Annotated in this window: 27 protein-coding genes; 22 read left to right on the forward strand and 5 right to left on the reverse strand. The window is 74.5% G+C overall.

Features of this window, described 5'->3' with window-relative positions; translation table 11 throughout:
- Positions 1 to 12 precede the first annotated feature (12 nt).
- Positions 13 to 1,143, forward strand: a complete 1,131-nt coding sequence (gene dnaJ / locus ACI79W_RS10205; RefSeq protein ID WP_456561962.1) for a molecular chaperone DnaJ — start codon at positions 13 to 15, stop codon at positions 1,141 to 1,143.
- Position 1,144: 1 nt separating this feature from the next.
- On the forward strand, positions 1,145 to 1,894 hold the full coding sequence (locus ACI79W_RS10210) for a 16S rRNA (uracil(1498)-N(3))-methyltransferase (RefSeq protein ID WP_456561963.1): 750 nt from the start codon (positions 1,145 to 1,147) through the stop codon (positions 1,892 to 1,894).
- A gap of 114 nt (positions 1,895 to 2,008) precedes the next feature.
- Here ACI79W_RS10210 and ACI79W_RS10215 read toward each other — a convergent pair whose 3' ends face one another.
- From ACI79W_RS10215 to ACI79W_RS10225, 3 genes are read right to left on the reverse strand one after another with little or no spacing between them, the layout of a single operon-like run.
- Positions 2,009 to 3,619 carry a PhnE/PtxC family ABC transporter permease gene (locus tag ACI79W_RS10215; protein ID WP_456561964.1) on the reverse strand — a complete coding sequence of 537 codons (1,611 nt, stop codon included), beginning with the start codon at positions 3,617 to 3,619 and terminating at the stop codon, positions 2,009 to 2,011.
- The gene (locus ACI79W_RS10220; protein ID WP_456562019.1) at positions 3,616 to 4,362 is read right to left on the reverse strand and encodes a phosphonate ABC transporter ATP-binding protein; all 747 of its coding nucleotides are present in this window, start codon (positions 4,360 to 4,362) and stop codon (positions 3,616 to 3,618) included. Before ACI79W_RS10220 ends, ACI79W_RS10215 begins: the two co-directional genes overlap by 4 nt.
- On the reverse strand, positions 4,359 to 5,318 hold the full coding sequence (locus ACI79W_RS10225; RefSeq protein WP_456561965.1) for a putative selenate ABC transporter substrate-binding protein: 960 nt from the start codon (positions 5,316 to 5,318) through the stop codon (positions 4,359 to 4,361). The genes ACI79W_RS10220 and ACI79W_RS10225 overlap by 4 nt, the downstream gene beginning before the upstream one ends.
- A gap of 324 nt (positions 5,319 to 5,642) precedes the next feature.
- Here ACI79W_RS10225 and ACI79W_RS10230 point away from each other — a divergent pair, with 324 nt between their 5' ends.
- From ACI79W_RS10230 to ACI79W_RS10275, 10 genes are all read left to right on the forward strand, one after another.
- The gene (locus ACI79W_RS10230) at positions 5,643 to 6,821 is read left to right on the forward strand and encodes an ABC transporter substrate-binding protein (protein ID WP_456561966.1); all 1,179 of its coding nucleotides are present in this window, start codon (positions 5,643 to 5,645) and stop codon (positions 6,819 to 6,821) included.
- 175 nt (positions 6,822 to 6,996) lie between these two features.
- The gene (locus ACI79W_RS10235; protein ID WP_456561967.1) at positions 6,997 to 7,872 is read left to right on the forward strand and encodes a branched-chain amino acid ABC transporter permease; all 876 of its coding nucleotides are present in this window, start codon (positions 6,997 to 6,999) and stop codon (positions 7,870 to 7,872) included.
- The gene (locus ACI79W_RS10240; RefSeq protein ID WP_456561968.1) at positions 7,872 to 9,689 is read left to right on the forward strand and encodes a branched-chain amino acid ABC transporter ATP-binding protein/permease; all 1,818 of its coding nucleotides are present in this window, start codon (positions 7,872 to 7,874) and stop codon (positions 9,687 to 9,689) included. Before ACI79W_RS10235 ends, ACI79W_RS10240 begins: the two co-directional genes overlap by 1 nt.
- Entirely contained in the window at positions 9,686 to 10,408 is a 723-nt protein-coding gene (locus ACI79W_RS10245) for an ABC transporter ATP-binding protein (protein ID WP_456561969.1), read from the forward strand. Before ACI79W_RS10240 ends, ACI79W_RS10245 begins: the two co-directional genes overlap by 4 nt.
- A 91-nt stretch (positions 10,409 to 10,499) precedes the next feature.
- The gene (locus tag ACI79W_RS10250; protein ID WP_456561970.1) at positions 10,500 to 10,859 is read left to right on the forward strand and encodes a histidine triad nucleotide-binding protein; all 360 of its coding nucleotides are present in this window, start codon (positions 10,500 to 10,502) and stop codon (positions 10,857 to 10,859) included.
- 49 nt (positions 10,860 to 10,908) lie between these two features.
- Complete coding sequence (locus ACI79W_RS10255) at positions 10,909 to 11,730, forward strand: enoyl-CoA hydratase/isomerase family protein (RefSeq protein ID WP_456561971.1); 822 nt, start codon at positions 10,909 to 10,911, stop codon at positions 11,728 to 11,730.
- 109 nt (positions 11,731 to 11,839) lie between these two features.
- Entirely contained in the window at positions 11,840 to 12,982 is a 1,143-nt protein-coding gene (locus ACI79W_RS10260) for a PhoH family protein (protein ID WP_456561972.1), read from the forward strand.
- 5 nt (positions 12,983 to 12,987) lie between these two features.
- Entirely contained in the window at positions 12,988 to 13,494 is a 507-nt protein-coding gene (gene ybeY / locus ACI79W_RS10265; protein ID WP_456561973.1) for an rRNA maturation RNase YbeY, read from the forward strand.
- Entirely contained in the window at positions 13,491 to 14,849 is a 1,359-nt protein-coding gene (locus ACI79W_RS10270; RefSeq protein WP_456561974.1) for a hemolysin family protein, read from the forward strand. Before ybeY ends, ACI79W_RS10270 begins: the two co-directional genes overlap by 4 nt.
- A gap of 6 nt (positions 14,850 to 14,855) precedes the next feature.
- The gene (locus ACI79W_RS10275; protein WP_456561975.1) at positions 14,856 to 15,188 is read left to right on the forward strand and encodes a cytidine deaminase; all 333 of its coding nucleotides are present in this window, start codon (positions 14,856 to 14,858) and stop codon (positions 15,186 to 15,188) included.
- Here the strand turns inward: ACI79W_RS10275 and ACI79W_RS10280 are convergent.
- Positions 15,185 to 15,772 (reverse strand): hypothetical protein, encoded by a 588-nt coding sequence (locus ACI79W_RS10280; protein ID WP_456561976.1) that lies wholly within the window; start codon positions 15,770 to 15,772, stop codon positions 15,185 to 15,187. The genes ACI79W_RS10275 and ACI79W_RS10280 overlap by 4 nt on opposite strands.
- A gap of 130 nt (positions 15,773 to 15,902) precedes the next feature.
- Here ACI79W_RS10280 and ACI79W_RS10285 point away from each other — a divergent pair, with 130 nt between their 5' ends.
- The 8 genes from ACI79W_RS10285 (at position 15,903) to ACI79W_RS10320 (ending at position 21,328) form a co-directional block, all read left to right on the forward strand.
- Positions 15,903 to 16,100: a hypothetical protein gene (locus ACI79W_RS10285; RefSeq protein WP_456561977.1), complete on the forward strand. Its 198-nt coding sequence runs from the start codon at positions 15,903 to 15,905 to the stop codon at positions 16,098 to 16,100.
- Between the two features lie 67 nt (positions 16,101 to 16,167).
- Positions 16,168 to 17,082 carry a GTPase Era gene (era, locus tag ACI79W_RS10290; protein ID WP_456561978.1) on the forward strand — a complete coding sequence of 305 codons (915 nt, stop codon included), beginning with the start codon at positions 16,168 to 16,170 and terminating at the stop codon, positions 17,080 to 17,082.
- 1 nt (position 17,083) lies between these two features.
- Positions 17,084 to 17,872 carry a DNA repair protein RecO gene (recO, locus tag ACI79W_RS10295; RefSeq protein WP_456561979.1) on the forward strand — a complete coding sequence of 263 codons (789 nt, stop codon included), beginning with the start codon at positions 17,084 to 17,086 and terminating at the stop codon, positions 17,870 to 17,872.
- Positions 17,862 to 18,626 carry an isoprenyl transferase gene (locus ACI79W_RS10300; protein ID WP_456561980.1) on the forward strand — a complete coding sequence of 255 codons (765 nt, stop codon included), beginning with the start codon at positions 17,862 to 17,864 and terminating at the stop codon, positions 18,624 to 18,626. The genes recO and ACI79W_RS10300 overlap by 11 nt, the downstream gene beginning before the upstream one ends.
- Positions 18,627 to 18,703: 77 nt before the next feature.
- Positions 18,704 to 19,345: a hypothetical protein gene (locus ACI79W_RS10305; RefSeq protein WP_456561981.1), complete on the forward strand. Its 642-nt coding sequence runs from the start codon at positions 18,704 to 18,706 to the stop codon at positions 19,343 to 19,345.
- Between the two features lie 73 nt (positions 19,346 to 19,418).
- Positions 19,419 to 19,694 (forward strand): antibiotic biosynthesis monooxygenase family protein, encoded by a 276-nt coding sequence (locus ACI79W_RS10310; RefSeq protein WP_456561982.1) that lies wholly within the window; start codon positions 19,419 to 19,421, stop codon positions 19,692 to 19,694.
- Between the two features lie 22 nt (positions 19,695 to 19,716).
- Positions 19,717 to 19,857, forward strand: a complete 141-nt coding sequence (locus ACI79W_RS10315) for a hypothetical protein (RefSeq protein WP_456561983.1) — start codon at positions 19,717 to 19,719, stop codon at positions 19,855 to 19,857.
- A 73-nt stretch (positions 19,858 to 19,930) separates the two neighbouring features.
- Positions 19,931 to 21,328: a glycine--tRNA ligase gene (locus ACI79W_RS10320; protein ID WP_456561984.1), complete on the forward strand. Its 1,398-nt coding sequence runs from the start codon at positions 19,931 to 19,933 to the stop codon at positions 21,326 to 21,328.
- A gap of 104 nt (positions 21,329 to 21,432) precedes the next feature.
- Here ACI79W_RS10320 and ACI79W_RS10325 read toward each other — a convergent pair whose 3' ends face one another.
- The gene (locus ACI79W_RS10325; protein WP_456561985.1) at positions 21,433 to 22,329 is read right to left on the reverse strand and encodes a type IV toxin-antitoxin system AbiEi family antitoxin domain-containing protein; all 897 of its coding nucleotides are present in this window, start codon (positions 22,327 to 22,329) and stop codon (positions 21,433 to 21,435) included.
- 350 nt (positions 22,330 to 22,679) lie between these two features.
- Here ACI79W_RS10325 and dusB point away from each other — a divergent pair, with 350 nt between their 5' ends.
- Positions 22,680 to 23,840, forward strand: a complete 1,161-nt coding sequence (gene dusB, locus ACI79W_RS10330) for a tRNA dihydrouridine synthase DusB (protein ID WP_456561986.1) — start codon at positions 22,680 to 22,682, stop codon at positions 23,838 to 23,840.
- Entirely contained in the window at positions 23,837 to 24,277 is a 441-nt protein-coding gene (locus ACI79W_RS10335) for an Rv0361 family membrane protein (protein ID WP_456561987.1), read from the forward strand. Before dusB ends, ACI79W_RS10335 begins: the two co-directional genes overlap by 4 nt.
- Positions 24,278 to 24,393: the final 116 nt, after the last annotated feature.

A 24,393-nucleotide genomic window follows, 5' to 3' on the forward strand; every position in this document is an offset into this window, starting at 1 on the left:
CGAGACTCTTCGATGGCGACCGACTACTACGGCGTGCTGGGCCTGGCCCAGGGCGCGACCGACCAGGACATCAAGCGCGCCTACCGGCGGCTGGCCCGCGACCTGCACCCGGACGTCAACCCCGACCCCGAGGCCAAGGAGCGGTTCCAGGAGGTCACCCGCGCCTACGAGGCGCTGACCGACCCCGAGAAGCGCCGGATCGTCGACCTCGGCGGTGACCCGTTCGACGCGGGGGCCGGGGGCGCCGGCGGGTTCGGCGGTGCCGGGTTCGGCGGCCTGGGCGACATCATGGACGCCTTCTTCGGCGGCGCGGCCACCCGGGGCCCGCGCAGCCGCACGCGGGCCGGGCGCGACGCGCTCATCCCGGTGGAGCTGGAGCTCGACGAGACGGTCTTCGGCACCACCAAGGACATCACCGTCGACACCGCCGTCCTCTGCGACGCCTGCACCGGCGCCGGCACCGCGCCCGGCACCCACCCGGCCACCTGCGGCACCTGCTCCGGGCGCGGCGAGGTGCAGAGCGTGCAGCGCGGCTTCCTCGGCCAGGTGGTCTCCAGCCGCACCTGCCCGACCTGCTCGGGCACCGGCCAGGTCATCCCCACGCCGTGCCCGAAGTGCGGCGGAGATGGCCGGGTACGAGCCCGCCGCACCCTCTCGGTCAAGGTGCCGGCAGGCGTGGAGGACGGGATGCGCATCCGGCTCACCGGCCAGGGCGAGGTCGGCCCCGGCGGCGGACCGGCCGGCGACCTGTACGTGGAGGTGCACGAGCGCCCGCACGAGGTGTTCACCCGGGACGGCGAGGACCTGCACTGCCGGGTCACCCTCCCGATGACGGCCGCGGCGCTGGGCACCACGCTGAACCTGAAGACGCTCGACGGCGAGGAGGAGCTCGACATCCGCCCGGGCACCCAGTCCGGCAGCGTGCTCACCCTGCGCGCGCACGGGGCGCCGCGGCTGCGGGCCACCGGGCGCGGCGACATGCTCGTGCACGTCGAGGTGCAGACGCCGACCCGGCTCGACGCCGAGCAGGAGAAGCTGCTGCGCGAGCTCGCCGCGCTGCGGGGCGAGGACACCCCCGGCGGTGACCGCGAGGCGCAGGGCGGCCTGTTCTCCCGGGTGCGCGACGCCTTCCACGGGCGCTGACGTGAGCGAGGCCCCTGCGCTCGACGGCGTCCCGCTGTTCCTGCTGGACGAGCTGCCCGACGACGAGGAGCTGCTCGTCGCTGGCCAGGAGGGCCGGCACGCCGTCGACGTGCTGCGGCTGCAGCCGGGCGAGCGGGTGCACGTGGGGGACGGCGCGGGGACCGTCGCCGAGGGCGAGGTCGTCGTCGCGGGACCGGCGGGGCTGCGTGTCGCCGTGCGCAACCGCTTCGAGGTGCCCGCTCCGGACCCGGAGTTCGTGCTCGTGCAGGCGCTGCCCAAGGGGGACCGGGGCCCGCTGGCGGTGGACCTGGCCACCGAGCTCGGCGTCGACCGGATCGTGCCGTGGCAGGCCGCCCGCTGCGTGACCCGCTGGCGGGACGACCGGGTCGGGAAGGGCGTGGCGAAGTGGCGGGCCGCGGCCCGGGCCGCGAGCAAGCAGTCCCGCCGCCCACGGCTGCCCGAGGTCACCGAACCCATGAGCACCCGCGAGGTCGCCGGCATGCTCGCCGAAGCCGACCTCGCCGTCGTCCTGCACGAGCGGGCCCGTCGCCCGCTGGCCGGGCTGGCGGTTCCGGCGTCCGGGACCGTGGTGGTCGTCGTCGGCCCGGAGGGCGGCCTCTCCGACGGCGAGGTCGTCGCCTTCCGCGCGGCCGGGGCGGAGGCGGTGCGGCTGGGCCCTGAGGTGCTGCGCACCTCCACGGCGGGTGCCGCCGCCCTCGCCGCCCTGTCGGCCCGCACCCGCTGGATGTAGGGAGCACGGTTCGCCGTGGCGCGGAGCCCGGAGGGTTCCCGGCACGGTGGACGGACGCACTCGTCGCAGCAGGGGACGGCACGTGGCCGTGGTGCGGCCCGGAGGGGCGCGGTGTCATCGCAGGGCGGCGCGGGCGCGGGCGCCCACCAGGTCGACGGCGACGGTCAGCAGCACGATCGCGACCAGCACCGTGGTGACCGCGGGCCAGTCGAAGGACGACGTCGCGGCCGAGAGCAGGACACCGATCCCGCCGGCACCCAGCAGGCCGACGAGCACCGTGTCCCGCACGACGACCTCCCACCGGTAGAGCGCCAGGGCCAGCACCGGCCCGGCCAGCGCGGGGACGCCGCCGTACAGCCACCGGGCGGCCGGTGCCGCACCGGCGGCCCGGAGCGCCTCCTGGGGGCGACGGTCGGCCTCCTCGACCGCCTCGCCGACGAGCCGCCCCAGCACGCCCAGCGTGTAGACGCCGAGCGCGAGCGCTCCCGGCAGCACGCCGGGGAGCAGCACGAACAGGAGCACCAGCGCCCACACCGGTGGCGGGACGGCGCGGAGCAGCAGCAGCCCGACGCGGGTGAGCCTTCCCAGCGCGTGGCGCCCGGGACCGCCGGGGCTGCCCGGACGCGCCGCCAGGCCGGCCAGCGCCACCGCCCCCGCGGTCGCGAACGCCACCGCCAGCACCGACATCCGCACCGTCTCCACCGAAGCCGACCACACTGCCGCCAGCAGGTCGCCGCCGGTCGCCGGGGGCCACGCGGCAGCGGCGACGTAGGCGACCTGCTCGCGGGTGCGGGCGGAGACCAGGGCGGCGGGGGAGAGTGCGAGGTACCAGACCGCCCAGCCGGCCAGCGCCGGGACCGCCAGCACGGCCACGGCCAGGACCCGGTCGCGCCGGGCCCCGGGCCGCGGCGCGGCGACGCGGCGGCGCACGGCCCGGCCGGCGACGTCGGCGAGCAGGCACAGCAGGGCCAGCGCGTAGACCGTCGTCCACACCTGCTCCCAGCGGAGGGAGGCGAACGAGAGGGCGAGCTGATAGCCCAGCCCGCCGGCGCCGATCAGGCCGAGGACGACGGCCGAGCGCACCGCGCACTCCAGCCGGTAGAACGAGTAGGAGAGCAGCCCGCCCGCGGCCGGGGGGAGCAGGCCGTAGAGGGCCGCCGTCCCCCGCCCCGCGCCGGCGGCGAGCAGCGCCCGGTACCCGCCGCGGGGGACCTCGTCGAGCAGGTCGGCGAAGACCTTCGCGGTGATCGCGCCGTAGGGCACGGCGATCGCCAGCACCCCCACCCACGGGTCGAGGCCGAGCACGTTCACCAGGAGCAGGCCCCACACCGCCTCGTGCAGGCCGCGCGGCAGCGCCAGCCCGCCGCGGGTGAGCAGCCACCCGGTGCGCCGCCGTCCCCATGCCGTGCGCGAGGCCGGGACCGCACCCAGCGCCCCGATCAGGACGGCGAGCCCGGCGCCGAGGACCGCGTACGCGACGGTGACCAGCGTCGAGCCCGCCACCACGCCGAGGAACTCCGCGCCGAGCTCCGGCCGGACGGCGGCGGCGAGGAAGCGGCCGACCTGGCCGGCGCCGGCCGGGTTGACCACCGGCCCGGAGAACAGCCCGCTCCCGGCGAGCGCCCAGCCCAGCAGGGCGAGGGCGCCCAGCCCCCACGCCCAGCGCCGCCGGTCGCGGCGCAGGCGGGGCGCCGGCGGGGCCGGACGCTGCAGGACGGCGGTCACCGGGTCACCCCGAAGAAGCCCTCCAGCGCCGCCACCGTGAGGGTGCGGGCCGGGGCGTCGAGCACCACCCGGCCGGCCACCAGGCCGACCACGCGGTCGCAGTGCCGCAACGCCAGCGCCGGGTCGTGCAGGCAGGCGAGCAGCGCACCGCCGCGCCCGGTCGCCAGCTCGCCGAGCAGACCGAGCGCCTGGTCGGCCAGCGCCGGGTCCAGCGCCGACGCCGGCTCGTCGGCGAGCACGAGCTCGGGCCGTTGCACCAGCAGCCGGGCCAGCGCCACCCGCTGCCGCTGCCCGCCGGAGAGCCGCTCGGTGCGCTCGTAAGCCCGGTCGGCGAGCCCCACGCGGGCCAGCGCGGCCAGCACGTCGCCGGTGCCCTGCGGGCGGACCAGCGACCACGTGGCCCGGGCGGCCGACCAGGAGCCCAGCCGGCCGGCGTTCACGTTGTGCACCACCCGCAGCTGCCCGGGGAGCTCGAGGTGCTGGTGGACCGTGCCGGTGCGCGCCCGCAGCCGGCGCAGCTCCCGCCCGCGCAGGGCCGCCGGGTCCGCGCCGAGCACCCGGACCGAGCCGGCCGTCGGCGGCACCGAGCCGTTGAGCACCCCGAGCAGCGTCGACTTGCCCGCGCCGGAGGCGCCGACGACGGCGACGCGCTCTCCCGCGGCCACCGCGAGGTCCACCCCGGCGAGGGCGGGCGTGCCGCCGAAGCGGACCTCGACACCGGTGAGCCGGACGACCTCGCTCAGCTGACCAACCCGAGGTCCCGGCCGATGTCCTCGATGTGCCGGTAGTTCGCCGCCTCGGTCGGGATGAAGGAGCCCGCGCCGAACAGCTCGAGCACCGCTGCGTCGTCCGGGTCGCCGGCGGACAGCCCGGTGAACCAGCCGGTGAGCCGGCCGGCCAGGTCGTCACCGAAGCGCTCGACCGCGCCGGGGCCGAGCAGCCAGTGGTAGTCGTGGTAAGCGGGGGTGCGCGCGTAGGCGATCACCGCGGGATCCACCCCGCCGTCCTCCGAGCGGGACCGCCACACCTGCTCGTTGAGGACGCCTGCCTGGTACGTGCCCGAGGCGACGAGGGCGATCGTCGCGTCGTGCGAGCCGGAGAACCCCGGGCCGCCGGGGAAGCCCTCGGGGTCGACGCCGGCCTCGCGCAGGAAGTGGGCGGGCATGAGCCGGCCGGAGGTGGAGGTCTCGCTGCCGTAGGTGAACCGGAGGTCCGCCAGCGGGCGCAGGTCGTCGGCGGGGGCGAGCCCGGTGGCGGTGTTGACGACGAAGACCGAGTGGAACTCCTCGTCGATGTCGCGCTGGGCGATCGGGACGGCGCCGCGGGTCTGCAGCCGGGCCTGGACGCCGGTGAGCCCGCCGAACCAGACCAGGTCCAGGTCGCCGGTCCGGAACAGCGAGACGGCGGCGGCGTAGTCGGTGACCGGCCGGTACGCGGCATCGAGGTCGAGGTCTGCGGCGAGGGTACCGGCCACCGTGCCGAACTGGCGCTGCAGGACCTCGGGGTCCTGGTCGGGGATGGCGCCGATGCGCAGCGTGCCGGGGGAGCCGGGTGCGGCGGTCGAGGTGCCGGAGCAGCCGGCGAGCGCGGCGGCGAGGACGGCGCCGGTGCCGGCCAGCAGGGTGCGGCGGGAAAGGGCGGGGAGGAGGGCGGAACCGGGGACGAGGCCACCCGACCGGGCGGCGCGAGCGGGACGCACTACGTCCTCGCCGGGGGGAGGGGAGCGGGCACGAGGGGCCTCCTGGAGCGGGAGAGGGACGGCCCATCTTGCACCCGGTGTCATCGGCCCGGCGCCGCGAGCTGCCGACGCGCAACCCGTCGGGTTCCGGACGGTCACGTTCTGAGCACGCTTGCCCCGCCCCTGCCGGCGGCGCGGTGGGCGGTGCCTACTGTGACTCCCGTAACCAGCCGACCGGCTCCGATCGGCCCACGACGCCCGGGTGCCTCGGACGGACCCGTCCGCGGGCGCCGCGCGGCCGCCTCGTCGCGGTCGGCCGGTCGTCGTGCTCGACAAGGGAGAGACATGCGCACCAAGCTCCACACCGTCGCCGCGGCCGGCGCCGCGGCCCTCCTCCTCGCCTCCTGCGGCTCCGGTGAGTCCGGCGGCGGGGAGTCCGCCGCCTCGGGGGCACTCACCGGCGAGGGCAGCGGTGAGTCCTGCACCATCGAGGGCGAGGTGCCCCTGGGCGCGGTGCTCAGCCTGACCGGTGCCGCGGCCAGCTACGGCGAGTCCCAGCAGCGCGGCCTGGAGCTCGCCGCCTCGGAGCTGGCCGAGCAGGGCGGGGTCACCTACGACCTCACGATCGAGGACGACCAGACCGACCCCCGCCAGGCGATCACGCTCTTCGACGAATTCGTCAACGACGGCGTGAGCCTGATCATCGGCCCCACGCTGTCCAACGCCGCCGTCCAGGCCGACCCGATCGCCCAGGAGGCGGGTGTGCCGGTGCTCGGGATCTCCAACACGGCCGCGGGGGTGACCGAGATCGGCGACTACGTCTTCCGCGACTCCCTCACCGAGCAGGCGGTCATCCCGCAGACCGTCGCAGCCGCCACCGAGCAGTTCGCCCTCGAGGACGTCGTCGTCATGTACAGCAACGACGATGCGTTCACCGAGTCCGGCTACGAGGCGTTCGCCGCCGCGCTGGAGGACCAGGGCGTGACCATCAGCGAGACGATCACCTTCTCCAAGTCCGACACCGACTTCCGCGCCCTGCTGACCCAGGCGCAGGAGAACGACCCGGACGCGCTCGTCGTCTCGGCCCTGATCGAGGCCGCGGTGCCGCTGGTGACCCAGGCCCGTGAGCTCGGCATCGACGTGCCGATCATCGGCGGCAACGGGTTCAACAACCCGCGGCTGATGGCCGATGCGGGTGAGGCGGCCGAGGGCGTCGTCGTCGGCGCCGCCTGGAACTCCGCCTCGGACAACCCGGAGAACCAGGCGTTCCTCCAGGCCTACGAGGCCGAGTACGGCTCGCAGCCCGACCAGTTCGCCGCCCAGGCCTACACCGGGCTCAAGCTCGTCGACCAGGCCGTGCGCGCCAACTGCTCCGCCGAGCGCGACAGCATCCAGGAGGCGCTGGGGCAGATCGAGGACGTGCCCACCGTCCTCGGCGAGTTCTCCATCGACGAGAACCGGGACGCCGACCACCCGGCCGTCGTCCAGGTCGTCGAGAACGGTCAGTTCGCCGTCCTGCAGTGACCCCTCGCGCGGCGCCGGCCGGCTGCCCGGCCCCCCCCCCCCCCCCCCCCCCCCCCCCCCCCCCCCCCCCCCCCCCCCCCCGGGGCCCGCGGGGGCCGCCCCCGCCCCCCCCCCCCCCCCCCGGCCACGTGTCGGCTACCGTGCCCCGGCACCCACGACGAGAACAGGCGACGCTGTGCAGCAGCTCCTCAACGGCATCTTCATCGGCTCGATCTACGCGTTGTTCGCCATCGGCTTCACGCTGGTGTTCGGCATCCTCGACCGGCTGAACCTCGCGCACCCCGCGGTCTTCGCCGCCTCCGCATTCGTCGGCATCGAGCTGGTCGAGCGGGGCGGGCTGTCCCTCTGGGCCGCCCTGCCGGTCGTGTTCGTCTTCGGCGCCGTCCTGGGGCTGGTCATCGAGCGCGTGGCGTTCCGGCCGCTCAAGAACCGGGCCGACGCCCACTTCGCCGGGCTGATCTCCTCGATCGCGCTGGCCGGCATGCTCATCGCGGTGCTGCAGTGGCGCTACGGCCCCGACACCCGCCGCTTCCCGCCGGGCTCGTTCCCCGACACCCGGTTCGAGGTGTTCGGCGCCCAGGTGACCCTGGTGCAGGTGGTGATCCTCGCCGTCTCCCTCGCGCTGATGGTGGGCCTGACCTACATGGTCACCCGGACGCGGCTGGGCCGGGGGATGCGTGCGGTCGCGGAGAACCCGACGGCGGCGAGGGTGCTCGGGGTGAACGTCGACCGGGTCACCGCGGTCACCTTCGCGATCTCCTCGGCGCTCGGCGCGGTCGCCGGTGTGCTGTTCGCGATCAACGTGAACACCGCCCAGCTGGGCATGGGCGCCGCGATCGAGCTCAAGGGCCTGGCGGTCATCATCGTGGGAGGCATGGGGTCGCTGCCCGGGGCCCTCATCGGCGGGCTGCTGCTGGGCCTGGCGGAGGTCTTCGCCGTCCAGTACATCGGCTCGTCGTGGGTGAACGTCATCGCCTTCGGCCTGCTGTTCGTGATCCTGCTGCTGCGCCCGCAGGGGCTGCTCGGTGCACGGAAGGTCCGTGAGGTCTGATGCTGGACCAGTACGCCACCACGCTGACCTTCATCGCGCTCGGCGCGATATTCGCCTACTCCTTCTACGCCGTCCTGATCGCCGGGCAGCTGAGCCTCGGCCAGGCCGGCTTCGCATCCCTGGCCGCCTTCTCGGGGGCCTACCTGGCACCCAGCGGGGGCGACGTCGGTGACGTCCCCGCCCTGCTGATCGCCGTGGCGATCGGCATGTCGGTCGGGGCGCTCGGCGCCGTCGTCCTCGGCCTGCCGACCATGCACCTGCGCGGGGTCTTCCTGGCCATCGCGACCCTCGGCTTCGCCGAGGCGGTCCGCGTGGTCCTCCTCAACCAGGAGTGGACCGGCGGCGCCCAGGGGCTGGGGGTCTCCCGGATCCTCACCGTCGGCATGGCCTGGACCGCGCTGGCGCTGGTGGCCTACTGGTTCTGGCGGATGGGCCGTTCCCGGTACGGCCGCGCCCTGGAAGCCATCCGCGAGGACGAGCTGGCCGCCCGGTCGATGGGCATCGACGTGGGGCGCCACCGGCTTGCCGCGTTCATCACCGCAGGCGCGGTCGCCGGGTTGTACGGCGTCCTCTACGCCTACTACGTCCGGCTCATCGCCCCCAACGACTTCGACTTCACCGCGGCGGTCGAGGGCCTGGTCACCGCGGTGGTCGGTGGCTCCACGATGTTCCTGGGCCCGCTGCTGGGCAGCGGGTTCCAGACGATCGTCCCGGAGATCCAGCGGGCGGTCGGGGTGGAGGCCGGCTGGATCCGGCCGTTCCTCGCCAGCCTGCTCCTGCTGGTCGTCATCCTGTTCCTTCCCGGGGGCCTCGCCAGCCTGATCCCGCGACGGACCCGCATGCCCTCCGGTGACGACGACGGCACCACCACCGGCCTCGCCGGTCGCCGCCACCCGGCCGCGGGTGAGCCGGTGGTCACGCTCGCGGGCCTGGGCAAGGAGTACGGCGGCGTGCACGCCGTCCGGGGCGTGGACCTGGAGATCCGCGCCGGCGAGGTCGTCGGCCTGATCGGCCCCAACGGCGCCGGCAAGACCACGCTGGTCAACATGATCAGCGGGCTGGTCCCACCCAGTTCCGGGAGCGCGACGGTGCTCGGGACGACGATCGGCAGCACGCCGGTGCACCGCATCGCGGCGGCCGGGGTGAGCCGCACTTTCCAGCACTCGAAGCTGTTCAACCGGCTCTCGGCGCTGGAGAACGTGCTCGTCGGAGCGCACCTGGTCAGCCGGCCCACCTTCCTGCGGCGGCTGCTCTGGCTCCCCTCGGCGCGGCGGGACGAGCGGGCGGCGCTGCGCCAGGCGGCTCGCTGCCTGGAGCGGGTGGGGCTGAGCGAGCTCGCCACCAGCCGGGCGGAGGCGCTCTCCTACGGCGACCAGCGCCGGCTCGAGATCGCCCGTGCGCTCGCCTCGGATCCCTCCCTGCTGATCCTGGACGAGCCGGCCGCGGGCATGAACCACGTCGAGGCAGCCCGGCTGTCGGAGCTGATCAGGTCGCTCGCGCGGGACGGGCTCACCATCCTGTTCATCGAGCACAACGTCGGCATGGTCCTGCAGACCTGCACCCGTGTCGTCGTCCTGAACTTCGGCGAGGTCATCGCCAGCGGTGCGCCGGACGACGTCGCCGCCGACCCAGCCGTCATCGAGGCCTACCTGGGGTCGGCCGAGGACGAGCCGGGTGACGGCCCGCTTGCGCAGGGAGCCCGCTCCGGCGCCACCGCCGCCGGTGCCGGCGAAGCGCCTCCGGACGCCGTCGCGAACCTCCGGCCCGGCGCCGCCGGCACCCTGGACACGCCCGACACCTCGAGGGATGCGACATGAGCGACCCGATCCTCACCGTGGAGGACCTGCGTGTGACCTACGGCCGGGTCGAGGCGGTCCGGGACGTCTCCTTCCGGGCCGAGCGAGGGTCGCTCGTGACGCTGGTCGGGGCGAACGGCGCGGGCAAGTCCTCGGTCATCAACGCCGTCTCCGGCATGCTGCGGCCGGCCGGCGGGCGGATCACGTTCGAGGGCCAGGACATCACCCGCACCCCCGCCCACAAGCTGGTCGGCCGCGGGCTGGTGCAGGTGCCGGAGGGGCGCCAGATCCTCGCCACGCTCACCATCGAGGAGAACCTCCAGATGGGCACGTGGCACTCGGGCACCGGCGGCGCGCGTCGCGTCGACGCGATGTACGACCGGTTCCCGGTGCTGGCCGAGCGGCGATCGCTGCCGGCCGGGGCGCTCTCCGGCGGGGAGCAGCAGATGCTCGCCATCGCGCGCGCCCTGGTCGCCGGGCCGACGGTGATGCTCATGGACGAGCCCTCGATGGGGCTGGCACCCAAGATCGTCGACGAGGTCTTCCGCGTCATCGAGGAGATCCGCGCGTCGGGCACCACGGTCGTGCTGGTGGAGCAGAACGCCCGCCGCGCCCTGCGCGCCGCCGAGCACGGGTACGTCCTGCAGAGCGGTGAGGTGGTGCACTCCGGCCCGGCGGCCGAGCTGCTCGCCGACGAGCGCATCGTGCAGGCCTACCTGGGGGTCGAGAGCGGCACCTGACGGCCGACGGGCTGGAACGGCTCCCGTGCAGGGGCCCGCTGCGGGTGGAGCGGGTGGTGGGTGGCACGGGGGTCCTTCTAGGGTGCGGGGCGTGACCGACTGCCTGTTCTGCCGCATGGTCGCCGGTGAGATCCCCGCCGACGTCGTCCACGAGACCGACCGGGTGCTCGCCTTCCGCGACATCAACCCCCAGGCGCCGACGCACGTGCTGGTGATCCCGAAGGAGCACCACCGCAACATCGGAGCGCTGGCGACGGCGGACCCGGTGCTGCTGGGCGAGGTCGTGTCGGGGGTCCGTGCGGTGGCCGCGGGGGAGGGCCTCGTCACCGGCGACGGCGACGAACCCGGCTACCGCGTCGTCACCAACACCGGGCCGCAGGCCGGCCAGTCGGTCGACCACGTCCACCTGCACGTGCTGGGCGGCCGCGATCTCGGCTGGCCACCCGGCTGATCGACGGGGCCGTGCTGCCCGTCGCGGCGCGGCTTGAGAGGGTGGGCGCATGACCGACGCCGCAGCCCCCGTCCGGATCGAGCGGGACGGCGACGTCGCCGTCGTCGTGCTGGACAACCCGCCGCTCAACCTCTTCGACGCGGCGGTGTTCGACGCGGTCGAGCAGGTGGCCGGCGAGCTCGTGGAGCTGACCGACCCGGCCCGGGCGGATCGGGCGCGCGCGGTGCTCGTCGAGGCCCGCGGCAAGGTCGTCTCCGGCGGGGTGGACGTCACCTACTTCCGCGACATCGCCGAGGGGCCGGAGCCGGCCCGGCGCGGCGGCGAGCTGTGGACCCGGCTGCTGCGCGTGGCGAACACCTTCGAGGACCTCCCCGTCCCGACCGTCTTCGCCGCGCACGGGCTCTGCCTCACCGCGGCCTTCGAGCTCGCGCTGTCCTGCGACATCCTGCTGGCCGCCGAGAAGGCCTCCTTCGGCCTCGTGGAGATCGTCGTGGGCCTCACGCCGTCGATGGGCGGCCCCCAGCGGCTCGCCGAGCGAGCCGGCCCCGCCCGCGCCAAGGAGCTGATCTACACCGGCGAGCGCTACCCGGCCGCCGTCCTGGAGCGGTGGAACGTGGTGAACCGCGTGCTGCCCGACGAGGGCTTCGCCGAGGCGGCGCGGGACTACGCACGCCGGGTCGCCGCCGGGCCGACCGTGGCGCACGCGGCCACCAAGCGGCTGGCGACCGTCGCCGTCCGCGAGGGCGCCCGCGCGGCCGACGCACTGGTGCCGGACATCTCCGGCCGGCTGTTCGCCACCGACGACCTCCGCGGCGCCGTCGCGTCCTTCCTGGCCGACGGGCCCGGCAAGGCGACCTACACCGGTCGCTGACCCCTTCGGGCGACGCAGGTTCCGCGTGGCCCCGCGCGGGTAGAGTCGAGCAGGTCACCGGTGCGGATCCCCGCACCTCGCCGTCGCAGGAAGGCAGGGTCGAGGGTTCTTGCCCGACACCTCCCCGAACGTCCCCGTGCCCGGAGCGCCCACGTCGCGTGAGGCCTCGGCACAGGCCGCCGCGGCGGACGGCTCGCTCGCCGGTCCGCCTCCACCGTCCACCGCGCCCGTCCGGGCGACCATCACCGTCCCCGACGGGGTCTCGATGGTCGCCCTCCTCGGATCGGGCGACGAGCTCCTCCGGCTCGTGGAGGGCGAGCTCGACGCCGACGTCCACGTGCGCGGCAACGAGATCGCCGTCACCGGGCAGCCGGCCGACAACGCCTTCGCCGTCCGGGTCTTCGACGAGCTGATCGCCCTGCTCGGCACCGGCCAGGTGCTGCGGCCCGACTCGGTGCGCCGGGTCATCAGCATGCTCAAGGCAGGGGGCGCCGAGCGCCCCGCCGACGTGCTGAGCCTCGACATCATCAGCCGCCGCGGACGCACCATCCGGCCCAAGACGCTGAACCAGAAGCGCTACGTCGACGCCATCGACCAGCACACCGTCGTCTTCGGCATCGGCCCGGCCGGTACCGGCAAGACCTACCTGGCCATGGCCAAGGCGGTGCAGGCGCTGACCACCAAGCAGGTCAACCGCATCATCCTGACTCGTCCGGCGGTCGAGGCGGGGGAGCGGCTGGGCTACCTGCCCGGCACCCTGAGCGAGAAGATCGACCCCTACCTGCGGCCGCTGTACGACGCGCTGCACGACATGGTCGACCCGGAGTCGATCCCGCGGCTGATGCAGTCGGGCACCATCGAGGTCGCGCCGCTGGCGTACATGCGCGGTAGGACCCTGAACGACGCGTTCGTCATCCTCGACGAGGCGCAGAACACCACCGCCGAGCAGATGAAGATGTTCCTCACCCGGCTCGGCTTCGGGTCGAAGATCGTGGTGACCGGTGACGTCACGCAGGTCGACCTGCCCGGCGGCGCGCAGAGCGGGCTGAAGATCGTCCGCGAGATCCTCGACGGCATCGAGGACGTGCACTTCGCGAACCTGACCAGCACCGACGTCGTCCGCCACCGGCTGGTCGGCGACATCGTCGACGCCTACGAGCGCTGGGACGCCACCCGGCAGGCACCCACGACCCGATCGGCCGCCGGCGCGCCGCCGGCCCGCACCGCCCGGCCGCGCCGGCAGGGGAGCTGACCACCGTGCCCGTCGAGGTGTCCAACGAGTCCGAGATCGCGGTGGACGAGGCCGAGCTGGCCGGCATCTGCCGTTTCGTGCTCGGCGAGATGAAGATCAACCCGATGGCCGAGCTCTCCGTGCTCTGCGTCGACCCGGACTACATGAGCAGCCTGCACGAGCGGTGGATGGGCGAGAAAGGCCCGACCGACGTGCTGGCCTTCCCCATGGACGAGTTCGACAGCGGCCGGCCCGACGACCCCGACCCCGGGCCCGCCCTCCTCGGCGACATCGTGCTCTGCCCCGCCGTCGCCGTCCGGCAGGCCCGCGCGGCCGGGCACTCGATGGACGACGAGCTGGTGCTGCTGGCCACCCACGGCGTCCTCCACCTGCTGGGCTACGACCACATGGAGCCCGAGGAGGAGAAGGAGATGTTCGGCCTCCAGGGCAAGCTGATCGACGCCTGGCGGGCGGCTCCGCGCGAGCCGGTGACGGGCGCCCCGGCGCAGGCGAAGGACAGCGGGTCCCGATGAGCTCCGCTGCGATCACCATGCTCGTGGTCGCTGTCTGCCTGGTCCCGCTCGCCGGGGTCTTCGGCGCCATGGAGTCGGCCCTGCAGCGGGTCTCCAAGGCGCGCGTCGAGGAGCTGCGCCGCGACGGCGTGAAGCGGGCCGCGGGCCTGGAGGAGGTCGTCGCCGAGCGGGCGCGGCACGTCGCGCTGCTCCTGCTGCTGCGCATCCTGTGCGAGATGGTCGCCGCGGTGCTGGTCACGGTGCTGCTCTACGACCTGTGGGGCGGCGGCTGGCGGACCTTCCTCACCGCCGCCGGCGGGATGACCGTCGTCAGCTACGTGCTGATCGGCGTCGGGCCGCGCACGCTCGGCCGCCAGCACGCCTACGGCACGGCGCTCGCCTCCGCCGGCGTCATCCGGCTGCTGGGCCGGGTGCTCGGCCCCGTGGCGAGCCTGCTGATCCTGGTCGGCAACGCGATCACCCCGGGGCGCGGGTTCCGCGACGGCCCCTTCTCCTCGGAGGTGGAGCTGCGCGAGCTGGTCGACATGGCCGAGGAGCGCGGGGTCGTCGAGTCCGGCGAGCGCAACATGATCCACTCGGTGTTCGAGCTGGGCGACACGATCGCCCGCGAGGTCATGGTGCCCCGCACCGACGTCGTCTGGATCGAGCGCGGCAAGACCGTCCGCCAGGCGCTCGCCCTGGCGCTGCGCAGCGGCTTCAGCCGCATCCCGGTGATCGGCGAGAACGTGGACGACGTCGTCGGCGTCGTCTACCTCAAGGACCTGGTCCGCCGCTCGCAGAACACGCAGGACCGCACCGGGCCCAAGGTCGAGGAGCTGATGCGCCCGCCGTCGTTCGTCCCGGAGTCCAAGCCGGTCGACGAGCTGCTGCGGGACATGCAGGCCCAGCGCATCCACATCGCGATCGTGGTCGACGAGTACGGCGGGTTCGCCGGCCTGGTCACCATCGAGGACATCCTGGAGGAGATCGTCGGGGAGATCGCCGACGAGCACGACGCCTTCCAGCGGCCGGAGATCGAGCAGCTCGAGGACGGCTCGGCGCGGGTCACCGCCCGGCTGCCGGTGCAGGACCTCGCCCAGCTGTTCCCCGGGGTGGAGCTGCCCGAGGACGACGACGTCGAGACCGTCGGCGGCCTGCTCGCCCGCGAGCTGGGCCGCGTGCCGATCGAGGGGGCGGCGGCCGAGGTCGCCGGCCTGCGCCTGGTCGCCGAGAGCACCGGCGGGCGGCGCAACCGGATCGACACCATGCTGGTGTGCCGGCTGCCGGAACCGTCCGAGGACGGCGAGGAGGGCACCGACGAGCCGCAGGCGTCGGGGGCCACCCGCGCGGAGCTGCCCGCCGGCGTGGAAAGCTGAACCACTGTGGCTGACCTGCACCCCGAGGACGCGAAGCTCGTCACGCTCGCCCGGTCGGCGCGCGCCCGCACCGGCGCGACCGAGGGCGCCGCGGTCCGCGACACCGACGGCCGCACCTACGTCGCGGCCAGCGTGGCCCTGCCGTCGTTGACCCTCACCGCGCTCCAGGCCGCCGTCGCCGCGGCCGTCTCCAGCGGGGTCGAGGGGTTGGAGGCCGCCGTCGTCGTCTCCGCGGCCGAGGCGGTGGAGCCCGCCGGCCTGGCCGCCGTCCGCGACCTCACCGCCGGCGCGCCCGTGCACCTGGCCGGGCCCGACGGCACCCTGCGCGCCTCCGCCTAACGCGTCAGCGGCACGCCGAGGGCGTCGGCGAACGCGGCCGGGTCACGCACCCACACGGTGAGCGCCTGCTCGCCCTCGTCGCCCAGGTGGCGGACGGCGACCCGGGTGCGCCCGGGCCACCACCCACCGCGCCTGTCCGCCTCGGGCCAGTCGGCGGGGGCGGGACCGACGTGCACCTCCTGCACCAGCACCGAGGGGATGACGTCGGCCTGGTCGGTCCGGCTCCCGGCCACGTCGAACGAGAGCCCGTGGTCGGAGACGGTGACGCGGCGGGTGTTCAGCACGTACACCGCGACGCCCGCGACCACCGCCAGCGGCAGCTCCTCGCGGACGGCCGGCCAGCCGGCGAGCCAGCCGAACAGCCCCAGCCACAGGACGACGACGAGCACCGCGGCGCCGGCCGCGAACAGGCCGCCGGGCCGGTACTGCCAGTAGCGCAGCGGTGCAGGGATGACGGTCGCGGTGCGCTTCGGGCCCCAGCCGGCGATGAATCGGTGCCCGCGCACCTGCTCGACGTGCGCCCGCCGGGCGCGGTCCGCCGCCGCGCGGGGTGGCCGCGCCCTGTTCCGCTGTCGTCCTGCCACGGGCGTGATCCTCCCAGGCGCAGCGCACGGACGGCCCCGGGGGAGGACGGCCGCGTCGGTGGCGGGAACGTTGCGCACGTCGTCGTCCCTGCCACTTCCGCCGACGGGCGCGGTGAGGGACCGTCGAGCCGTGACGACGCTGCTGTTCCTGCTGCTGGTCCTCCTGGTGCTGCGGGCGCTGGCCGGTCCCGCCGGGGGGCGTGGTGCGCCGGCGGCCTCCTGGGCCGACGCCGGACGCAGGCTGGCCCGCGAGGTGCTGGCCGGCGCCCGGACGCTCGGCCGGCTCGACGCGGGGCGGCGCGACCGGATCGGCCGGCCCTGGTCCTGACCGCCTCCGCCGTGCCGTCGCCCGCCGGGGCGCGGCGTTGTCGGCCGCCGGTGGGAGACTGACCGGTGTGACCGACCCTGACCAGCCCTACCGCAGTGGCTTCGTCGCCCTGGTCGGGCGCCCCAACGCCGGCAAGACCACGCTGACCAACGCGATGGTCGGCGAGAAGGTCGGCATCGTCAGCAACCGGCCGCAGACCACGCGGCACGCCATCCGCGGTGTCGTCCACCGGCCCGGCGGGCAGGTCGTGCTGGTCGACACCCCGGGGCTGCACAAGCCCAAGAGCCTGCTGGGTCGCCGGCTCAACGACGTCGTGCGCGACACGCTGGCCGACGTCGACGTGGTGGTCTTCTGCGTCCCGGCCGACCAGCCCGTCGGCACCGGTGACCGCTTCATCGCCCGCCAGCTGCAGGAGGTGAAGGCGCCGGTGGTCGTCGTCGTCACCAAGACCGACGCCGCCGCGAAGAAGCACGTGGCCGAGCAGCTGGTGGCGGCCAGCCGGCTGGTCGAGGCGGCCGAGGTGGTGCCGGTCAGCGCGGTGAAGGGCGAGCAGGTGGAGCTGCTGGAGGACCTGCTGGTCGGCCTGCTGCCGGAGGGCCCGCCGCTCTACCCGGAGGAGCAGACCACCGACGAGGACACCGAGCGGCAGCTGGCCGAGCTGGTGCGCGAGGCGGCGCTGGAGAAGGTGTTCCAGGAGGTGCCGCACTCCCTCGCGGTCACCATCGAGGAGCTGAACCGCCGTCCCGACCCCAAGCAGGCCGGGCGGGAGCTGGTCGAGGTGCACGCGCTGCTGCACTGCGAGCGGCCCAGCCAGAAGCCGATGCTGCTGGGCCGGGGCGGCTCGGTCATCAAGGCGATCGGTACCGAGGCGCGCCAGGGCATGGAGGTGCTCCTGGGCGCCCGGGTGCACCTGGAGCTGCACGTCACCGTGCTCGGCGAGTGGCAGGACGACCCGAAGAAGCTGAACAGGCTCGGGTACTGACGTGAGCAGCACCCCCAAGGCGCTCTACCGGGACGAGGGCATCGTCCTGCGCACCCAGAAGCTGGGCGAGGCCGACCGGATCATCACCGTGCTCACCCGCCGGCACGGCAAGGTGCGCGCGGTGGCCAAGGGCGTGCGCCGGACCAAGAGCAAGTTCGGTGCCCGGCTCGAGCCGTTCACCCACGTCGACGTGCAGTTCTACACCGGGCGCAACCTGGACATCGTGAGCCAGGTCGAGTCGATCCGCGCGTACGGCCAGGAGATCGTCGCCGACTACCCGGCCTACACCGCCGGCACCGCCGTCCTGGAGACCGCCGACCGCCTCACCGCCGAGGAGAAGGAGCCCTCGCTGCGGCTGTTCCTCCTCGTCGTCGGCGCGCTCCGGGCGCTGGGGGAGCGGACCCACCCCGCGCCGCTGGTGCTCGACGCCTTCCTGCTGCGGGCGATGTCGGTGGCCGGCTGGGAGCCGGCGCTGGCCGACTGCGCCCGCTGCGGCGAGGCCGGCCCGCACCGGCACTTCTCCGTGCCCGCCGGCGGCACCGTCTGCCCGACCTGCCGCCCGACCGGCTCGGCCATGCCCAGCCCGGTCACCATCCAGCTGCTGGACGCACTGCTGACCGGCGACTGGCCCCGCGCCGAGGCGAGCCAGGGCACCAACCGGCGGGAGGGCAGCGGCCTGGTCGCCGCGCTGCTGCAGTGGCACCTGGAGCGCGGGTTGCGCTCGCTGCCGCTGGTGGACCGCACCGAGTCGGCGCCCCGCCGGGAGATGAGCCTGCTGCATGAGGCGTGAGGTCAAGGCCCCCAATCCGCACCCGTCCGGCGTCCGGCCCCCGCGGCTGCCGGAGGACAAGGTGCCCCGGCACATCGCGCTGGTCATGGACGGCAACGGCCGCTGGGCCAAGCAGCGCGGCCTGCCCCGCACCGCCGGGCACGAGGCGGGGGAGTCCTCGCTGTTCGACTGCGTCGAGGGCGCGATCGAGCTGGGCGTCAAGGCGATCAGCGCGTACGCCTTCTCCACGGAGAACTGGCGGCGCAGCCCCGAGGAGGTGCGTTTCCTCATGGGGTTCAACCGGGACGTGATCCGCCGGCGCCGCGACGAGATGCACGAGCTCGGGGTCCGGGTCCGCTGGGCGGGGCGCCGGCCGCGGCTGTGGCGCAGCGTCATCAAGGAGCTCGAGATCGCCGAGGAGCTCACCCGCGACAACGACGTCCTCACCCTCACCATGTGCGTGAACTACGGCGGGCGGGCGGAGATCGCCGACGCCGCGGCCGCGATCGCCCGCGAGGTCGCCGCCGGGCGGCTGGACCCGGACAGGGTCGACGAGTCCACCGTCGCCCGGTTCCTCGACGAGCCCGACATGGAGGACGTCGACCTCTTCGTGCGCAGCTCGGGGGAGAACCGGACCAGCAACTTCCTGCTGTGGCAGTCGGCCTACGCCGAGTTCGTCTTCCTCGACACGCTCTGGCCCGACTTCGACCGCCGGCACCTCTGGGCGGCGTGCGAGGAGTTCGCCTCCCGGCAGCGCCGCTTCGGTTCCGCCTGACGCCGCCGGCACGTAGGTTTCGGCTCATCCGGGGGGCGACCGGCCCGCCGAGGTACCGAGCAGATTGAGCGACCGCCATGACGCAGCCACCTTCCGCGAGCCACCGCGCCGGCCCGCCGGGTGGGCCCGCTCGGCGCCCGCGGAAGCGGACGCTGCTGCCCTGGCTGATCGGTGCGGCCGTCCTGCTGGTCGCCGGCCTGGGGACGCTCCTGCTCTTCCTGCTGGACGGGGACGCCGGTGACGGGCTCGGCGCCGAGCAGGGCGCCGTCCTGAGCACCGCGCATCAGGAGCAGCCCGCCCGGTCGTCGACGTCGCCCGCGGGCGGCACCGGCCAGCTGACCGGCGGCGCCCGGGTGGACGGGCCCGTGCCGGCGGGCGAGGGGCTGTATCCCGGCTCGGGCGAGGTCGCGCTGGCCTGGGTGGAGGCGATGGGGCGCGGTGACTTCGACACCGCGTACGACTTCTCCTGCGCCGAGGTGCAGGAGGCGGCCATCGCCGCCGCGGCGGCCGACGAGGACCCGGCGTACGTGCTCGGCGACTACTTCTACTCCGGCACCCTGGGCGGCCAGGGCTTCACCGGCGGCACCTTCGACGGGGTCGAGCACCACGCGGAGTCCGCGACCGACATCGCCTCCTTCACCTTGGAGCTCGACGAGGGCGAGCCGTTCCTCCTGCTCGTGCACGTCGACGCCGACGGGACGGTCTGCGACTTCTACTGACCGGCGGGGGGACGCCGCCCGGACCGGGACGGTGACGGAGCGAGCCGGCGACGGCCGGACGGGGAGGCACGGGGTGTTCGCGGTGACGCGGCTGCGGGTGACCGCGGACCAGGCGGGGGCGCTGACCGACGCGGTGGCCGGGCTGCTGGCGGCGCTGGGCGCCCGGCCCGGCTTCCGCGGCGGCGAGCTGGGCCGGTCCACCGACGACCCCACGCTGTGGGCGCTGGTGACCCGCTGGGAGGGGGTCGGGGCCTACCGGCGGGGGCTCTCGGCGGCCGAGGTGAAGATCGCCGGTGCGCCGGTCTGGGTGCACGCCCTCGACGAGCCGGGCGCCTACCTCACCGAGTGACGGTCGGCGCCTACGGTCGGCCGTGGTCAGCCGCACCCGCACCGCCCGGTGCGCCCGCCGGTGCAAGCGGCTGCACGATCGGGCCTTCCTCGTCCGGCACGCCGAGGTCCGGGCCTCCCTCGCGCTGCTGTTCGGCCCGGAGCCTGCCGGGGCCACCGACTGACGGGCGCGCTCTCCCGGCCAACTACCGTGGGCAGGTCAACCGCCGACCGCCAGCCGGATGGAGCCCCCTCCCCGTGAGCACCGCCAAGCACGACGCCGCCCGCCTCGACAAGGTCGTCAACCTCTGCAAGCGACGGGGCTTCGTGTTCCCGTCCGGGGAGATCTACGGCGGTACGCGCTCCGCCTGGGACTACGGCCCGCTGGGCGTCGAGCTCAAGGAGAACATCAAGCGGCAGTGGTGGCGCACCGTCGTCCAGAGCCGGGACGACATCGTCGGCCTGGACTCCTCGGTGATCCTCCCGCGCCAGACGTGGGTCGCGTCGGGCCACGTCGGCGTCTTCACCGACCCGCTCACCGAGTGCCAGAGCTGCCACAAGCGCTTCCGCGCGGACCACCTCGAGGAGGAGTTCGAGGCCAAGAAGGGCCGGGCACCGGAGAACGGGCTGGCCGACATCACCTGCCCGAACTGCGGCACGAAGGGCGCGTGGACCGAGCCGCGCGACTTCAACATGATGCTCAAGACCTACCTCGGCCCGGTCGAGGACGAGTCCGGGCTGCACTACCTGCGCCCGGAGACCGCGCAGGGCATCTTCGTGAACTTCGCCAACGTCATGGGCGCCGCGCGCAAGAAGCCGCCGTTCGGCATCGGCCAGATCGGCAAGTCCTTCCGCAACGAGATCACCCCCGGCAACTTCATCTTCCGCACCCGCGAGTTCGAGCAGATGGAGATGGAGTTCTTCGTCGAGCCCGGCACCGACGAGGAGTGGCACCAGTACTGGATCGACGAGCGCACCCGCTGGTACACCGACCTGGGCATCGACCCGGACAACCTGCGGCACTACGAGCACGCCAAGGAGAAGCTCTCCCACTACTCCAAGCGCACCGTCGACATCGAGTACCGGTTCGGCTTCCAGGGCTCGGAGTGGGGTGAGCTCGAGGGCATCGCCAACCGCACCGACTTCGACCTGTCCACGCACACCCAGCACTCGGGCACCGACCTGTCCTACTTCGACCAGGCCAGCAACACCCGCTGGACGCCGTACGTCATCGAGCCGGCGGCCGGGCTGACCCGCTCCCTCATGGCCTTCCTCATCGAGGCCTACACCGAGGACGAGGCGCCCAACGCCAAGGGCGGCGTCGACACCCGCACGGTGCTCAAGCTGGACCCGCGGCTGGCCCCGGTGAAGGCCGCCGTCCTGCCGCTGTCCCGCAACGCCGACCTCTCGCCCAAGGCCCGCGACCTGGCGGCCGCGCTGCGTCGGAACTGGAACGTCGACTTCGACGACGCCGGTGCCATCGGCCGCCGGTACCGGCGTCAGGACGAGGTCGGGACGCCGTTCTGCCTCACCGTCGACTTCGACACCCTGGAGGACCAGGCCGTGACGGTCCGGGAGCGGGACTCGATGAGCCAGGAGCGCGTGGCCCTGGACCAGGTCGAGTCCTACCTGGGGGCGCGTCTCCCCGGCTGCTGAGCCGCCGCAAGCCTCCACCCCACCGACCCCGTCCCGCCCGGCTCGAGCCGGACGGGACGGGGTCGAGCCGGGTGCGCACGCGGCTCGGCCTTGCCGCAGCTGGGTCACGCCGGTGACGGGGCGGCGCCGATCCGGTCGTCGACCCGGGACAGCCAGCCGTCGTCGATCGCTACCTCCCTGCGCGGCCGGCCCGCCGGCCGGGGCGCCTCCTCGAACTCGCGCAGCGAGGGGGCCCCGCGGGCGAGTGAGCGCCGGACCTGTTGCTCAAGCGCCCGCCGGCCGCCAGAGAGGTCGTCGGCGGCGACCCGGACGAACGCGACGCCGAGAGACCTCAGCAGGTCCTCGTCACGCTCCTCCCGCCAGAGCTCCTCGGCCGGGGTCCGCCCGAACGCCGGTCGCTCGTCCTCGACCCGTCCGTCGAACTCCACGGCCAGGGCTGCCTCGGGGTACCAGCCGTCGACGACCTTCACCAGCCGCCCGCCGACCCACAGCTCGACCTGCGGGACGAAGGGTGGTAGCCCGAGCGCGGCGAACGTCAGCCGCCCGGAGGTCTCCAGCCACGACTCGGCTCGGCCGTCGGCGAGGTGCAGCGCGCGGACCGCACGTGGGATCCCCGGCACGTTCACCTGCCGGTCGAGGACGCGGCGCACCTCGTCGCGGGTCGTCAGGCCGCGCAGCAGGGCCGCATCCGTCGCCGCGACGGCGTGCACCTCCGACCAGGCCCGGGCGACGTCGACCAGGGTGCGGGCCACCGTCGTGACCGGGTAGGCGCCGCGTACGGTCACCTCGTCGTCCGGAAGGCCCGCCCGGGTCATCAACCAGCCCTGACCTCGCCGCCACCGGTGCGGGTCCGTCAGCTCCACGACCGAGGTGGTCGATCGGGGCCGGGGCAGGCCCCACACCCAGCCGGCCGTCGCACCGCTGAGGACGGCGGACGGACGCGCCAGGCGGGTGATCACGGCCAGCGCGTCGAGGCCGGGGCGTCGTCCGGTGCGTTCCACCTCGGCGAGGTCGACCGCGGATACCGATGCCAGGTCGTAGCAGTATCCAGGTGCCGCTGCGCACGGCGCCGGCGATCTCGGCCTTCGTGACGCCGGCCGCGGTGAGCTCGGCGGTGGGCATGAGCCCGAGCCGGCGTCGACCGGGCTCGGTCACCCGGTTCCCTGTGGACGGCGCCGGGCGTGTGGCGGCGCGGCTCTGCTGGCGCGGCTCCAGCCGCGTGCGGCGAGGTGGAGCCGCGGGTGCCCGAGGCTCCACCCTGCTCTGCGCGGGTCGACCCGGTAGCGGGCCAGCCGCGCCCGCTGTCGCCGGGCGGCGGAGGTGACGCGGGTCGCCGCCTACCCTGGGTGGCGTGACCAGCACGCTCGAGCCGACGACGACGGCCCTGCCGCCCCTGCGGCTCGGCGCGCTGAGCGTCGACCCCGCGGTCGTGCTCGCGCCGATGGCGGGCATCACCAACCCGGCGTTCCGCACGCTCTGCCGCGAGTTCGGCGCCGGCCTCTACGTCTGCGAGATGATCACCACGCGGGCGCTGGTCGAGCGCAACGAGAAGACGCTGCGGATGATCCGCGCGACCGCTGACGAGAAGGACGCCTTCTCCGTCCAGCTCTACGGCGTCGACCCGACCACCGTCGGCCGCGCCGTCGAGATGCTCGTCGACGAAGGGGTCGTAGGCACCCGCCCGGCGCACATCGACCTCAACTTCGGCTGCCCGGTGCCCAAGGTGACCCGCAAGGGCGGCGGCTCGGCCCTGCCCTGGCGCCGGGTGCTGCTGCGCGACATCGTGCGGTCGGCCGTGCGTGCCGCGAAGGACGTCCCGGTCACGGTCAAGACCCGCATCGGCATCGACGCCGACCACGTCACCTACCTCGACGCCGGCCGCATCGCGCAGGACGAGGGCGCCGCGGCGATCACGCTGCACGGCCGCACCGCCGACCAGCTCTACAGCGGCACCGCTGACTGGGCGCCCATCGCCCGGCTCGTGGAGGCCGTCGGCATCCCGGTGCTCGGCAACGGCGACATCTGGGAGGCCGACGACGCGCTGCGCATGGTCGCCGAGACGGGGTGTGCCGGCGTCGTCATCGGCCGGGGGTGCCTCGGCCGGCCGTGGCTGTTCGGCGACCTCGCCGCGGCCTTCGCGGGCCGCAGCGAGCGTGCCCTGCCGAGCTTCCGCGAGGTGGCGGCGATCATGCACCGGCACGCCGAGCTGCTGGCCGCGGAGCACGGCGAGCTGCACGGGTGCACCGACTTCCGCAAGCACGTCGCCTGGTACCTCAAGGGCTTCTCGGTCGGGTCGGGCACCCGGCGGGCGCTGGCGATGGTGAGCGGCCTCGACGAGCTCGCCGAGCTGCTGGCCGGCATCCCCGACCAGCCGTACCCGACCGCCGTCCTCGGTGCGCCGCGCGGGCGCACGAGCACCCCGCGACCGGTCGCCCTGCCGGAGGGCTGGCTGGCCGACCGCGACGACCCCCGCCCACCGGCGGGGGCTGAACTGGAGACGAGCGGCGGATGACCCAGGGGCCCTTCCTCTACGACGACGGGCCGGCGCCGCTGCACACCGGCACGCCGCGCAACCGCCAGGGCTGGCTCATCGGCCTGCTCGCGGGCACCGTCGTGCTCGCGTTCGCCATGGTCGGGGTCCTGTACCTGGTCCGCGGTGCTCCCGCCGACCAGGCCGAGGAGGTCACCGGGGTGTTCCTGGCCGCCCTGGCGAACGGGGACACCGAGACCGCGTACGGGCTGCTGTGCGAGGAGGAGCAGGCGCGCCTGGACGTGACCGGTATGGCGGACGAGTACCTGCGCCCGGGTGCGGCCGAGGTCGCCGGGGTGCAGGACGACCCGGGCGAGGGTGCCCGGGTGCAGCAGGTGACCGTCCGCTGGGTCGACGGCGGATCGGCGCAGTTCGCCGTGGTCAACGAGGACGGCCCGCGCATCTGCGGGATCGGCTGACCGCCGCCGCGCCACGCCGCACAGGGCTCGCGCCGACGCCTCCCGTACGCCACGATCGACGGACGCCGCGGGGGTAGACGTTTAGGACGTCCGCCCCTCACGGCATTGTCTCCATG

It is taken from the genome of Blastococcus sp. SYSU DS0533, from assembly GCF_054050775.1.